12 protein-coding genes are annotated in these 13,197 nt (G+C 70.7%); 3 read left to right on the plus strand and 9 right to left on the minus strand.

All coding sequences use genetic code 11. The features are described 5' to 3' along the window. Positions 1 to 25: 25 nt before the first annotated feature. Genes ACYVF7_RS20990 through ACYVF7_RS21000 form a run of 3 tightly spaced genes read right to left on the minus strand, consistent with a single transcriptional unit; the run spans position 26 to position 3,456 of the window. Positions 26 to 907, minus strand: coding sequence for an ABC transporter permease (locus ACYVF7_RS20990; protein ID WP_460343074.1), 882 nt, complete (start codon positions 905 to 907; stop codon positions 26 to 28). Positions 908 to 909: 2 nt separating this feature from the next. Further along, positions 910 to 1,857 (minus strand): ABC transporter permease, encoded by a 948-nt coding sequence (locus tag ACYVF7_RS20995; RefSeq protein WP_460343077.1) that lies wholly within the window; start codon positions 1,855 to 1,857, stop codon positions 910 to 912. Between the two features lie 33 nt (positions 1,858 to 1,890). Next, positions 1,891 to 3,456, minus strand: a complete 1,566-nt coding sequence (locus ACYVF7_RS21000) for an ABC transporter substrate-binding protein (protein WP_460343080.1) — start codon at positions 3,454 to 3,456, stop codon at positions 1,891 to 1,893. Between the two features lie 457 nt (positions 3,457 to 3,913). Here ACYVF7_RS21000 and ACYVF7_RS21005 point away from each other — a divergent pair, with 457 nt between their 5' ends. After that, entirely contained in the window at positions 3,914 to 4,861 is a 948-nt protein-coding gene (locus ACYVF7_RS21005) for an NADP-dependent oxidoreductase (RefSeq protein WP_460343083.1), read from the plus strand. 84 nt (positions 4,862 to 4,945) lie between these two features. On the opposite strand, the gene ACYVF7_RS21010 is transcribed toward ACYVF7_RS21005, so the two are convergent. Both ACYVF7_RS21010 and ACYVF7_RS21015 read right to left on the minus strand, forming a co-directional pair. After that, the gene (locus ACYVF7_RS21010; RefSeq protein ID WP_460343086.1) at positions 4,946 to 6,046 is read right to left on the minus strand and encodes a Gfo/Idh/MocA family protein; all 1,101 of its coding nucleotides are present in this window, start codon (positions 6,044 to 6,046) and stop codon (positions 4,946 to 4,948) included. 41 nt (positions 6,047 to 6,087) lie between these two features. After that, entirely contained in the window at positions 6,088 to 8,175 is a 2,088-nt protein-coding gene (locus tag ACYVF7_RS21015) for a TIM barrel protein (RefSeq protein ID WP_460343089.1), read from the minus strand. A 90-nt stretch (positions 8,176 to 8,265) separates the two neighbouring features. On the opposite strand from ACYVF7_RS21015, the gene ACYVF7_RS21020 reads away from it, so the two are divergent. Continuing rightward, the gene (locus tag ACYVF7_RS21020) at positions 8,266 to 9,483 is read left to right on the plus strand and encodes an ROK family protein (protein ID WP_460343092.1); all 1,218 of its coding nucleotides are present in this window, start codon (positions 8,266 to 8,268) and stop codon (positions 9,481 to 9,483) included. Between the two features lie 85 nt (positions 9,484 to 9,568). On the opposite strand, the gene ACYVF7_RS21025 is transcribed toward ACYVF7_RS21020, so the two are convergent. After that, positions 9,569 to 10,060: a hotdog family protein gene (locus tag ACYVF7_RS21025; RefSeq protein WP_460343095.1), complete on the minus strand. Its 492-nt coding sequence runs from the start codon at positions 10,058 to 10,060 to the stop codon at positions 9,569 to 9,571. Next, complete coding sequence (locus ACYVF7_RS21030) at positions 10,057 to 10,539, minus strand: FAS1-like dehydratase domain-containing protein (protein ID WP_460343098.1); 483 nt, start codon at positions 10,537 to 10,539, stop codon at positions 10,057 to 10,059. The genes ACYVF7_RS21025 and ACYVF7_RS21030 overlap by 4 nt, the downstream gene beginning before the upstream one ends. Before the next feature lie 137 nt (positions 10,540 to 10,676). Between ACYVF7_RS21030 and ACYVF7_RS21035 the strand changes: the two genes are divergently transcribed. Further along, entirely contained in the window at positions 10,677 to 11,537 is an 861-nt protein-coding gene (locus tag ACYVF7_RS21035) for an alpha/beta fold hydrolase (protein WP_460343101.1), read from the plus strand. Between the two features lie 14 nt (positions 11,538 to 11,551). Here ACYVF7_RS21035 and ACYVF7_RS21040 read toward each other — a convergent pair whose 3' ends face one another. Together ACYVF7_RS21040 and ACYVF7_RS21045 are read right to left on the minus strand one after the other, a co-directional pair. After that, a complete protein-coding gene (locus ACYVF7_RS21040; protein WP_460343104.1) occupies positions 11,552 to 12,652 on the minus strand; it encodes a hypothetical protein in 1,101 nt (366 codons plus the stop codon). Positions 12,653 to 12,695: 43 nt separating this feature from the next. Continuing rightward, positions 12,696 to 13,163 carry an NUDIX domain-containing protein gene (locus tag ACYVF7_RS21045; protein ID WP_460343107.1) on the minus strand — a complete coding sequence of 156 codons (468 nt, stop codon included), beginning with the start codon at positions 13,161 to 13,163 and terminating at the stop codon, positions 12,696 to 12,698. Positions 13,164 to 13,197: the final 34 nt, after the last annotated feature.

Below are 13,197 nucleotides of genomic sequence, written 5' to 3' on the forward strand. Positions count from 1 at the left end.
CCGTGAAGTCGGCCGTTGGCGGGGGTCATCGCCGGTTCACCGCCTCGTTGAGCGCGTCCGATACGAGGCCGAAACCGACCGCGAGCAGCAGGATGAGCAGGGCCGGGCCGACGATGTACGTGGACGATTGCGTAATGAATCGCAGGCCGTTGTTGAGCAGGACGCCGAGGGAGGGCGTCGGCGGCTGCACGCCGAGACCGACGATGCTCAGCCCGGCCTCGATGTAGACGCCGACGACCATCCAGACGGCGCCGTTGACGACGATCGCGTCCATCGCGTTCGGCAGGACGTGCCGCAGCAGCAACTGCCACCGTGACACGCCCAGCACGCGAGCGGCGAGGACGTACTCCCGGTTCTGCTGGCTCAGCCACGCGCCACGGGCGAGGCGTCCGGTGCTGGGCAGGCCGGTGATCAGGATCGTGAGGAACAGCGCCGACCAGCCGGGCCGGAGCACGGCGACGAGGCAGATCCCGAGGATCAGGCCCGGGAAGCCGAGGATCACGTCGAGCACGCGCTGCACGGCCGCGCCCAGCCGCTCGGAGATCGCGCCGCTCAGCCCGAGCAGCGTTCCGATCACCATGCAGAGGGGAACCGCGGTGAGGATCAGGCTCAGGTCGATGCGGAGCCCGTAGACGCTGCGGACGAAGATGTCCCGCCCGTACTCGTCGACGCCGAAGATGTGGTCGGCCGACATCCCGGTCAGCGAGGTCCGCCCCTGCCGGTCGTAGCCGCCGGGGAACAGCACGGGCGCGAGCAGCGCGGCGAGCCCCAGGACCAGGAGGATCGCCAGCCCGGTCATGCCCTTCGGCGTGCGGAACGCCGACAGGTAACGGGCCAGGGTGGGATTCAGTCGCCGGCGCGCCTCCGGTACGGCCACGGCCGCGGATGCCGGCTGAACGTCTGCCATGCCTAGTCTCCCAACTTGATCCGCGGGTCCAGCGCAGCCAGGACGATCTCGGTGAGGATCTGGCAGATCACCGCGACGAAGACGACACCGAGGATCAGCACCTGCAGCACGGTGAAGTCGCGCGCCTGCACGCTGGACACGACGAGCTGGCCGAGGCCGTTGCGGTTGAAGATCGCCTCGATGACGACCGCTCCGGCGAGCAGGTTCCCGATCTGGAGGCCCACGGCGACGACCGCGGTGCCGACGCTGTTCCGCAGAACGTGCCGGATGGTGACCCGCGAGGCGGACGCTCCTTTGCTCCTCGCGAGGTCGACGTACTCCTCGTTCCCGGCCGCGCGCATCTCCGTCTGCAGGAGACGGGCGACGGCCGCGGCCGGTCCCAGTGCCAGGGCGAACGCCGGCAGGGTGAGGTACTGGATGCCGATCGCCGGATCGTGCAGGAAGCCGACCTCGCCGCTGACCGGCAGCCAGCGGTTCAGCACGCCGAACACGAGGATCAGCAGCACGCCGATGAGGAACGACGGTACGGCGATGAACAGGCTGCCGGCCAGGTCGAGGGTCGCCCGCGCCCATTGGCGTCCGGTCGACCCGGCCAGCACGCCCAGGACCGTTCCGATCACGATGACCAGCAGCGTCGACAGGACGGCGAGTTCGACGGTGCTCTCGAGACGGTCGCCGATGACGCTCGCGACGCTCCGGTGCAGGAGATAGGACTCGCCGAGGTCCCCTCGGAACAACCCGCTGATCCAGTCCCAGTACTGGACCAGGAGCGGCCGGTCCAGCCCCAACTGCCGCTGGATCGCGGCGATGTTCGCCGCGGTGGGATTCTCACCGGCGAGGGTGACGGCGACGTTCCCCGGCGCCAGGCGAGGCAGCGCGAAGGCGACGACCGAGCCGGCGAACAGCACGAACACCACTGACGGGACCTTGCGGGTCAGGAACCGGATCATCGTCTGCCTACCGTCGCTCGCTCTCTCGTCCGGTCACTTCGACAGCCACGCCCGGCCGATGTCGAGGAAGCCCATCTGCGTCGGGGTGATGCCGTTCACGGCGGCCGTGCGCACCGTGAGGGTGGGTCGGATGATCAGTGGAACCGCGAACGCCTGGTCGTTGAAGTAGGCGTCGTAGTCCTTCAGGGCCTTCTGCTTGTCGGTGTCGGTGGTGGCCTTCGTGACCGCGTCCACGAGGCGGCTGTACTCCGGGTCCTGGAAGTGCGAGAGGTTGCCCTTCGGCAGGAGCTCCGGCCGGTTCAGCACGGCGCTCGCCGGGGACAGGCCGTTGCTGGCCAGCATCAGGAAGGCGGGCGCGCCCATGTCCTGCTTCGCGACCCGCGCGTCGTAGTCGGCCACGGCGAGCGACACGGGCCTGGGGTTCAGCCCGATGGCCGCCAGGTTGTTCTTGACGATCTGGAAGATGCCGGTGGCCTCGGGCGTGTTGAGCGTGACCATGTCGAACGAGGTGTTCTTCACGCCCGCCTGCGCCAGCAGCTGCTTGGCCTTGTCCGGCTGGTAGGTGTACTGCTTGGCCTGCGCGGCGTCATAGCCGACGGTGGACGGCTTCCAGCGCAGGCTGGTCGCCGTGGCCTGGCCGCCCTCGACCTGCTGCACGATGCGGTCGCGGTCGATCGCGTACTGGACCGCCTGCCGTACGGCCTTGTTGTTGAACGGCGGCTTGGTCACGTCGAACGCGAGCGGGATCGCCGAGCCGCCGGACGTCACGAGGGCATAGCCCGGCTGCTTGCTCAGGCTCCTCGAGTCCAGCGCCGCCATGCCGGTGCCGTACTGGACACGCCCGCTGCGGACCGCCGCGGTCATCGCGGTCGGGTCCTTGATGACGTCGAGCTCGATGGCGTTCAGATGGGTGTTCTTGGCGTCGCGGTAGTTCGCGTACTTCTCGAGCAGGACCTTGCCGCCCGGCGTCCACGACTTCCACGTGAAGCGCCCGGTGCCGTCGACGTTCCGGCCCGCCGCGTAGTCGCCGTAGGTGTCCTTGTTCAGGATCGGCATCGTCTCGAACAGGTCGAAGATGTTCGGCAGCGGCTGCTTGAACGTGAGCGCCAGCTCGTAGTCGCCCTTCTTCTCCATGTGGGAGATCTGCTCGGCGATCGACTGGTTCGCCGCGCCGGCCTTCGGGTCCTGGACCTTCTGGATCGTGAAGATGACGTCGTCCGCGGTCAGTTTGCGGCCGCTGTGGAAGGTCACGTCGTCGCGGAGCTTGATGTCCATGCTCTTGGCGTCTTTGCCCAGCGTCCACGACGAGGCCAGGACGCCCTTGGGCTGCCCCGTGCGCGTGTCGATCATGGTCAGCGTCTCCAAGACCGCGTACTCCGCGAGGATGTTGCCGACCGAGGTCTTGAGGAACGAGCCCGGGTCGGCGTCGCTCGACTGCCCGACCACGAGGGTGCCGCCGTCGCGGACGGGGCCGCCTCCGGCCGTGGACTTTCCGACGGCGCCCTGCTGGGCGGCACTACATGCGGCGGACGCGAGAACGGTCGCGCCGGCGACGCCTGCCGCGAACCGGAGCCGCCAGGCTGACGTGGTCAGTGACATCGAAACTCCTCGGGACGTTCAGAGAGGTGGCGGTGAAGTGTCGAAGGGAGGGGTGATCAACGTGGCGGCTGTGCTCGGCGAGGAGGAGTGAGGCGCGTCGTACGGCCTCGGTGGCCGGCCGTCCGGTGTTCGCGCGCTCGTGTCCTTGTGCTTCAGGTTCGTCGCCTACCGGCCGGGCGTATCCCGTCCCGGTCCGCTGAGCGGAACATCGGTCGTGGGTTCGTCCGGCGGGCGGTGTCCCCCTCCGGAAGTTCGGCGTTGTTATGTAGCTGGTGAGCATGGTTCGAGTCACAGACAGCCGCAAGCCGCCGGATTTAGTTTTTTCCACGACATAAACGGTGCGATACTCCGGGCCCCGCCTCGCCATTCCGGCCGATCTCCGGACGCTCTCCCGGCGGTTCACTGACCGGAACGGCGCGCCGTGCCGACCGATACCTGCAGGGTAGGGTCCACGGCCATGCCTCTCGCGTATGGGTTCGTCGACTACGGCGGGCCGGACGTCCAGCGATTCCTCGACATCCCCGTGCCCGAGCCGGAGCGCGGGGAGGTGCTCGTCACCGTCGAGGCCGCCGGCGTCAATCCGGTGGACTGGAAGGTCCGAGCCGGTATGCATCGCACCTTCCTGCCCCTGCGGCTGCCCGCGGTCCTCGGACGCGAGGTCGCCGGCACCGTGGTACGGACCGGGCCCGGGGTCGCCGGGCTCGCCGCCGGTGACCGGGTGTTCAGCAGCACGGTCGGGGGGAGCGGCGGGTACGCCGAGTTCGCGCTCCTGCCGGCGGAGCGGGCGGCGCGGCTGCCGGACGGGGTCTCCGCCACCGACGCGGCGGCGCTGCCGATCGCGGCGGGGACCGCCCACGACGGCCTCGCCGACCTTCGCCTGGCCGGAGGAGAGAAGCTGCTGATCCTCGGCGTCGGCGGCGGGGTCGGCACCGTCGCGGCCCAGCTGGCGGTCATGAGCGGGGTCGCCGTCGTGGGCACCGCGAGCGAGGCGAAGCGCGCGTTCGCCGAGTCCCTCGGCGCCACGCCGGTCGCCTACGACCGCGGCGACGTCGCGCGCCACCTGAAGGATCTGCTTCCGGCGGGCGCCGACGCCGTTCTCGACCTGGTCGGCGGCGACGCGCTCCACGGCGTCGCCGGCGTCATCACCGCCCGGACCCGCGTGCTCACCGTGGCCGACGAGGAGACGCGCGGGCAGTTCGGCGCGCGCCCGCTGACGCGTGTGGGTGACACGGCGACGCTGTCGGCCCTGGCCGGACTCGTGGCCGCCGGCAGGCTGAACCCGTATGTCCACCGGGTGTTCCCCTTCGCCGAGGCGGGCGACGCGCTCGCGCTCGTGGAGTCCGGCCACGCGTCCGGCAAGGTCGTGATCGATGTGACCGGAGGGGCCACCGGCGGACGCCGGTGACCCGCCTCGGATCATGATCGGCCGGTCACGGGAGGAGCTCCTCGACCGTGACCGGCCGATCACGGATCCGCCCGGTGGGATCGGTCACTCCTCGAAACGACCGGCCGGACGCTCGCACGTGCTCTCCATCCGGGTGCCCTGCGCCGGCCCGTCGATCGCGGACAGCACCTCGAGCACATGGAAGGCGAACGCGGCGGTCGCGCGGTGCGGGCCGCCCTCGATCGCGTCGGCCAGGTCCCGGACGCCCAGGCCGCGACGCGCCTGCTCCTTCGTGCCGACGGCGCCGAACAGCTCCACGACCGGCGGGAGGACGGACCAGTCCGCGTCGCCGTGCCGCTTCACCCGGACGTCGCCGTCGAAGTGGTGCGGAGCCGGAAGCGAGAGCGTCCCGGCGGTGCCGTAGATCTCCATCTCGGGCAGGTTGGTGTCCCAGACGTCGAAGCTCATCAGCGTCGTGCCGACGACCCCGGAGTCGAAGCCGAGGACGGCCGAGGCATGGGTCGCCACCTCGACGTCGATGGAGTCCACGGCCCGGTCCGGAGCGGTCACCGTACGCGTCGGAGCGCCGATGCGGGAGGCTCCCGCCACGGACCGGACCGGGCCGAGCAGGTTCACCAGGGCGGCGACGTAGTACGGGCCCATGTCCAGCACCGGGCCGCCGCCCGCCTGGAAGAGGAACCGCGGGTCCGGATGCCACTTCTCGGCCCTGCTGTGCCGGATGAACGCCGAGGCGCCGACGGGCTCGCCGATCAGCCCGTCGTCGAGCGCCCTGCGCGCGGTCTGGCACGCGCTGCCGAGGAAGGTGTCCGGAGCGGAACCGAGGAGGCGCCCACTGGCGTCGGCCGCCGCCATGACCTTCCTCGCGTCGGCGACGGTGGTCGCGATCGGCTTCTCGACGTAGACGTGGTGGCCGGAGTCGAGCGCCCGGATGATCGTGGTCGCGTGGTACGCCGGCGGGGTCAGGTTCACCACGATGTCGACCGAGCCGTCGGCGTAGAGGTCGTCGTCGTTCCCCCACGCCGGGATTCCGTGCCGTCCGGCGGCCTGCTCGGCCCTGGCGGCGTCGACGTCGGCGACGCGGACGATCTCGAGTTCGGGGTAGCGGGCCATGCCGGTGACATAGCGGTCGAAGATGTTGCCGCACCCGAGGATCCCGATGCGGTGGTGCTGGGGCGGTGTCGCCACGTGTCTTCCCTTCCTTGGTGATCTGGAGTGCCGTCGGCCGATCAGGCGACGATGAGCGGGCGCAGGGTGCGGTGCGCGATCGAGAGGCCCTGCTTGACGCGGGTCACGTCGCCGCCCCAGACGGGGTCCTCGTGCTCGACCGACAGCGTTCCGGTGAAGCCGTGCTCGTAGAGCGCGTCGACCACCGCGTCCCAGTCGACCTGGCCGCGGCCGGGCACCCGGTACCGCCACCACCCGACGTCCCAGGGGTTCGGCCGGTCCACGGCCTTGCCGAAGAACCCGTACCGGTTCACCGCGGCGGCGTCGAGCTGGATGTCCTTGGCCTGGGCGTGCACGATGCGCTCGGCGTACGGCGCGATCGTCGTGACCGGGTCGACGCCGATCCAGACGAGATGCGACGGATCCCAGTTGAGGTAGAGCCCGAGCGAGAACATCCACTCCCACAGCTCCGGCGAGTACGCGAGGTTGCCGGGGTACCCGTCGGGGTGCCACCCCTCCATCACGCAGTTCTCGATGATGATCTTTACGTCGCGCTCGCCCGCGTAGTCGACGAGCTCACGGAAGATCGGCTCGGCCTCGGCGAGGTTCTCCCGTACGGGTTTCGTCCAGTCGCGGCCGACGAACGTCCCGACGTACGGCACGCCGAGCGCGGCGGCGGCGTCGATCGTACGGGTGAGGTGGGTCCGGATCTCCGAGCGTCGCGCGGGGTCCGGATGCAGGTTGTTCTCGTAGTACGCCAGCGCGGACAGGGTGAGCCGGTGCTCGGCGAAGCACTTGTGGGTGCGTTCGACGTCCTCGGGACCGAGATTCGCCACCGGGAGGTGCGCCGCCTCGAAGTCGCGTCCGCCGGTGTCCGGCCAGCACGCCACTTCCAGGGCCTCGTATCCCGCGCCGGCGGCCCAGGCGGCGATCTCCTCGAGGGTCAGCTGGGGGAGGCAGGCGGTCAGCATGCCCAGTTTCATACGGTTAGCTCCTTTGTGTCCTTTATGGCCGATGGTTCCACCGAGGTCCACGTGAGGTCGGCATCGGCCCGGAGCACCGCGTCGACCAGCCGCGCGGAGCGGACGCCGTCCGCGGCGGTCGGAAGCCCCTCGGGTCGCGCCGGCCATGGCCGCGTAGGCGTCGTCGACGAACGCGCGGAAGCAGTCGGCGTAGCCCTGCGCGTGCCCCGCCGGCAGGGTGGCCAGGCGGCGCTGCTCGGCCGATCCCTGGTTCGGGTCCCGCACGACGAGCCGGGCGCCCCCGGCGTCGCCGAGCCACACCGACTCCGCGTTCTCCTGGTCGAATACGGCGCTGCCGTGCTCGCCGTCGAGTTCGAACCAGAGCCGGTTCTTGCGGCCGGCGGAGACCTGCGACACCGTGAGCGAGCCCAGGACTCCGTCCGCGGTCCGCAGCAGGATCGTGGCGACGTCCTCGGTCGTGACCGGCCGCAGACCGGCAGCTCCGTTCGCCTCGCCGCGCGCGCCGAAGGTCGCGCCGCTGCCCGCGGGGCGTTCGGGTCTGGTGATGCCGAGCCGTGCCGTCACCTCGTGGAACCGCACTCCGGCCACCCACTCGACGAGGTCGCACCAGTGCGAACCGATGTCGGCGAAGGCGCGTGACGGCCCACCGCTCACGGCGTCGACGCGCCAGTTCGCGGTGGCGGTGTCCAGCATCCAGTCCTGCAGGTAGCTGCCGTGCAGGAGCTGCCAGGCGCCGAACTCTCCGTTCAACCGGCGCGCCCGGATCTCACGGACCAGCGGGTGATAGCGGTACACGAACGGCACGGCCAGCGTCCGGTCCGTCTCCGCGGCGACCGAGGCGAGCCACTGCGCGTCGGCGAGCGACGTCGCGATCGGCTTCTCGCAGATGACGTGCTTGCCGGCCCGCAGCGCCGCCGCTGCCTGGCCGGCGTGCAACGAGTTCGGCGTGCAGATGTGCACCACGTCCACGGCGTCGTCGGCGAGTACGGCGTCGAGGTCCGGATAGCTCACGGGAACGTCCCATTCGCCTGCCAGCGCGGCGGAGCGGCTCGGGGTGGAGCCGACGACGCCGCGTACGGTGGCGCCGACGCTGCGGACGGCAGCCGCATGGACCGAACCGATCATGCCGGCGCCGATGATGACCGCTTGAATGCGCGGGTGCGCCACGTTCAGACCTCCAGGCGGGAGACTTTTCGGGTTTTATGAGCATGATTGAGTGCATTGACAGCCACAAGATGCCGTCTTTAGTTTGATCGCATGCAAAAAGGGGTGAACGCCGCCGCAGATGAGGCTTCGGGTCCTGTGGCGATCGCGCTGCACAAGGTGCTCTGCATGATCGCCTCCGGCGAGGCGACGAGCCGTGCATCGATCGCGCGCCTCACCGGTCTCGCCCGGTCGACCGTCAGCCAGCAGGTGGACGCCCTGATCGACCGCGGGCTCGTCGAGGAGACCGAGTCGAACCAGTCGGTGCGCGGCCGGCCGCCCCGGGCGCTGGCCATCAGCCCGCGCGCCGGCATCATCGCGGTGGCGGACGTGGACGTCGCGGCGACCCAGCTCGCGATCGCCGACCTCAGCGGCACCGTAGTCGCCCGCGAGATCGTCAACCTGCCCGTCGAAGGCGGCCCGGAGGAGCTGCTGGCCGCCGTGACGGCGCGGCTGCGCTCGATGCTCACCGAGCACGGCCACGACTCGGTTCCGGTACGCCACGTCGTCGCCGGACTTCCGGCGCCGGTCGACTTCCACCGAGGGTGCGCGGTACGCCCGCCGATCATGCCCGGCTGGGACGGCTACCCCGTCGGGGACCACCTGCGCCAGCAGTTCGGCGCCCCGGTCACCGTCGACAACGACGTGAACCTGATGGCCCTGGGGGAGGCGACCCAGGAGATGGCCGACACGCCGCTCCTGGTCATCAAGGTCGCCTCGGGCATCGGAGCCGGCATCGTGACGGCGGACGGCTCGGTGCACCGCGGCGCCGACGGCGCGGCCGGCGACATCGGGCATATCCGCGCCTCCACGCGAAGCGACGTCGTCTGCCGGTGCGGCAAGACCGGCTGCCTGGAGGCCGTGGCGAGCTACCGCGCGGTGCTCACGGACCTCGGCATCGACTCCTCCTCGGTCGACGACCGGTTGCACGCCTCGCGCGAGCTGGCCCGGCTGGTGGCCGACAGCGACACCCGGGCCCTGCACCGCATCCGCCAGGCGGCCGCGAACATCGGCGAGGTCGTGGCGATGCTCGTACACACGATCAACCCGCGCATGCTGGTGCTGGGCGGACCGCTGACCGAGCTCCAGGACGAGATCCTGTCCGGGGTCCGCGCCGCGGTGTACGAACAGGCGTTGCCGCTGGCGACGCGCAAGCTCATCATCATCCCGAGCCGGCTCGGCAGCGACGCGGGAATCGTCGGCGCGATCGCTCTGGCGTCCCGGGAGATCTTCAGCCGGTCAGGCGTGGCGCGGCTCCTCGCCGAGGCGTGACCCCGGCAGGGTCGGTGGGCGGGGCGTTCATGGCGGCGGGGGCGGCACACGGGCGTTCATGGCGGCAGGGGCAGCACATGGGCGTTCATGACGGTGGGGCCACGACGGCGTGTCCGCGGCAGCAGACGGTGCCGTCCTCGAGCCGTTCCTCCAGGTCGAGCGTGACCTCACCGGTCGCGTCGTCGACCGCGCATACGGTGCCGGTGACGACGAGACGGTCACCGGGACGGGCGGGCGCGCGGTTCTGCCACCCGAGCGCGCGGACGGCGCCGGGATCGCCGCCGGCGAACGCGGTCGCGGCCCGGTGGAGGAGGCAACCGTGCAACTGCGCCATCACGACAGGGCCGTCCAGCCCCTCGGCACGCGCGAACTCCGCGTCGTAGTGGATACGGTGCGCGTTCCGGGTGACCGCGCCGAACCGCAACAGCCGCACCGCGTCGGGCGCCGCCCGTACGGGAGCGATCTCCGCGTCGGGCGTCGGTGGCCGATGCGGTTCGGGGTCGCCGGTCGACGGAACGGCGTGATCGCCGCGCGTGGGAGCCCCGGGGTTCCGCGCTGGAGTCTGGTGATCTGTCAACGGACGATGAACCTCTCCGTGACCTCGGCGAGAGCGCCGCGCTCCGCCGTGCCGTAGGTCTTCTCGACGGTCAGCAGCAGGAATCCGGTGCCGCGTCCCTTGCGTTCGACCGCCGTGAGCGTGCGCCGTACCTCGATCCGGTCGCCGGGCCGTACGTCGGCGAGCCAGCGCACGTCCTGGCCGCCGGCCATCAGGGAGACGTCCAGTCCGTCGGTGCCCGGGACCTCGTCGCGGTACATCCCGTCCGGGCGGAACTCCTCGTCGTCGGGGCCCGGCGCGCCGCGCAGCAGACTGACGACGTACATCGGGTGGACGACGAAACCGGCGTCATCCGGGTCGACCAGGCGCGGCGAGGTCTCGCCGGCGGCCCTCGCGAACTCCGCGGCCTCGGCGGCCCGTACGACCCCGAGCGATCGGTGCTCGACCCGGCCGATGAGGGCGCGAGCGCGCCGTTCAGCGAGGTCGATGGCTGCGGCCACGGCTTCCAAGCGATACCTCCCGGGTGGCTCCCTGGGGCCGCACGCTACGCACGGCGCCCGTCGCCGGTAAGGTCCGCGGACCGCTCAGCGGACCGACGGGCTTCGGTGGGCGGCCGTCGCGGCGCGAGGATCCCGCCATGGACATCCAGCCGGCGCCCGAGGGGGCGTACGCCGACGCCGACGGCGTGAAGTACCACTATCTGCGCATGGGCGCGGGCAGCCCGACGATCTTCCTGCACGGCGGCGGGCCGGGCTGTACGGCCTGGTCGGACTTTGCCCCCGTCGTCCCGATGTTCGCCCATGACCGCGACTGCTACCTGGTCGACATCCTGCAGTACGGCCGGTCGGAGAAGTGCGTCATCACCGGGCCGATGTGGGACTTCCACGCCGCGAAGACCGTCGCCCTCATGGACGCGCTCGACGTCGCCAGGGCCGACTTCATCTGCAACTCCTGGGGCGGGACGATCGCGCTCAACCTGGCGGCGAAGTACCCCGAGCGGGTGCGCTCACTGGTCGTGACCGGCAGCATGCCGACCTTCTACGGGCCGCTCGCGCCGCTGCCGGAGGGCGCCCGGCGCGGCCGCAACGCCCGCGACGCCTACTACGGTGGCACCGGCCCGTCCTGGGAGAAGATGCGCGAGCTCATGGCGCGGCTCGAGTGGTACGACGCCGACGCCATCCCCGACGAGACCGTCGACCTTCGGTACCGGCAGAGCCTCGACCCGGAGGAGATGGCGCTCGCCGCGGCGTCGGACAACCCGCGCGGCGACTGGCAGGACCTCACCGACGAGCTGGGGCGCATCACGGCCCCGGTGCTGTTCGCCTGGGGGATGTACGACGCGTTCCTCACCCCCGACTATCCGCTGATGCTCGCCCGCATGGTGCCGCGCGGTCACCTGTACGTCATGGACCACGCCTCCCACCACCTGCAGGAGGAGCGGCCGCACGACTTCTACTCGGTCGTCAACGGCTTCCTGAACCAGGACCACGACGGCTGAGAAGAGGCTGAACCTCACAACACCTTCTCGATCTGGCGGCGCACCCTCGAGTCGTGGCTGATCGCCAGCATTTCTCGCAGCGTGCCGGAGGCCGCCCCGCCGGGGACGGCCCCCAGCGCCTGCACCACCGCCGTCGCCACCTGCGGCTCGGGAACGTTCTCCAGGTAGATGACGGTGTCGTACGAGGTACGGGTGAAGATCTCCTTCAGTACGTCCGCCACCCTCGTCCCCTCGGTCAGCGCCATCATCCACACCACCCCGCACGCCGGCCCCAGATTGGCCCGGTCGAGCAGCGCCGAAACCTGCTGCCCATGACGCCGCATCTCGGTCGGCTCGCACTCGGCCAGCCTGCGAAGCGCGAACCTGCCGAACTCCCCCTGCCCCTTCGCCAGCTCGACGCAGGTCTCGCGCCACTTCTGCGACGGCGGGCCCGACAGCGTGGCCAGATGCAGGACGAGATCCACCAGCTCGGGTGCGGGCTTCTCCCCGATCCACTCCCGCAGCCCCGCCGCCCACGCGTCGTCCGGGACGAGCACCGAATCGGGTACCGCCGACGGCGGGCCGTCCAGCAGTGTCAGGTACGACGTCACGCGCCGCGACAACTTGGCCGGACGCGGTCTCTTGGCCGGACCCAGTCTCTCCGCGGCGGTGCGCAACAGCGGCGCCAGTTCCCGGATGTCGTCTTCTCCCAAGCCCTTGAGCGACGACAGGCCGAGCTCCACCAGCAGCTCCTTTTGGAACGGGCCCTGATCAGGGTCGGCGGCCAGCCGCCACAACACCGCCGACTGTTCCGCGGTCCAGCGCAGCCTGCGCCGAATGAGCCGTCCGAACGCGTGGTCCAGACACAGCCAGGTCCGGTCCCAGAACGCCATGCACATCGCCATCGCACGCAGCGACGGATCAGGATCCTTCAGCCTCGCGTCCACCGCGTCCCGGAACCGATGGGACTCCTCCTGGTACTCCGTGCGGTCGCCGATCCGATCGGCACGCTCGTCTGCGGCCTCCCATTCACCGAGGATGTCCACGAGCCACCGGGCATCGTCCAGCGCCGCCATCCGCACCTCGTCGAGCCCATCGGCTCGCCGGACCCTCTTGCTCAGCTCCTCGTAGAACATGCGGCGGATCGTTCCATACTGACCGACACGCCGCCTCAAAAGATCATTTGTTAGGACTTCTGAGGCCGTGCTCGAAGAACTCGCGCAGTGTCCGCGCGGACTCCTCGGTCAGGTCGGACGCCGCGAGTTCGGCCCGGGAGATCCATCGGCAGGCCTCGTGCTCGGCCGAGAGAGTGATCGGGCCACCGTCGTACGGGAGCGCGAAGGTGTACTGCCGCGCCCGGCGGCCGGAACCGGACACGTAGTCGAACGACGCGACGAAGCCGGGGTCGAGCCCGGTCATCGAGGACAGGCCGATCTCCTCGGCGAGTTCGCGGGCGAGCGCGCCGAGGAGTTCCTCGCCGTCCTCGACGCCCCCGGAGGGGAGTTCCTCGATGCCCGGCAGGAAGTCGTCCACGGCGGACCGGCGAAGGATGAGCACGCGGTCGCCGTCGTGGACGACGGCGCCGACCACGAGCTTGCCGATGCCGTCGCGCCGGGCGTCGTCCACCAGCCGCTGAAGATCGATCACCGGGCGAGGCTACCGCGCCGGACATCGCGCCCGC

The organism is Actinoallomurus acanthiterrae, assembly GCF_054775715.1.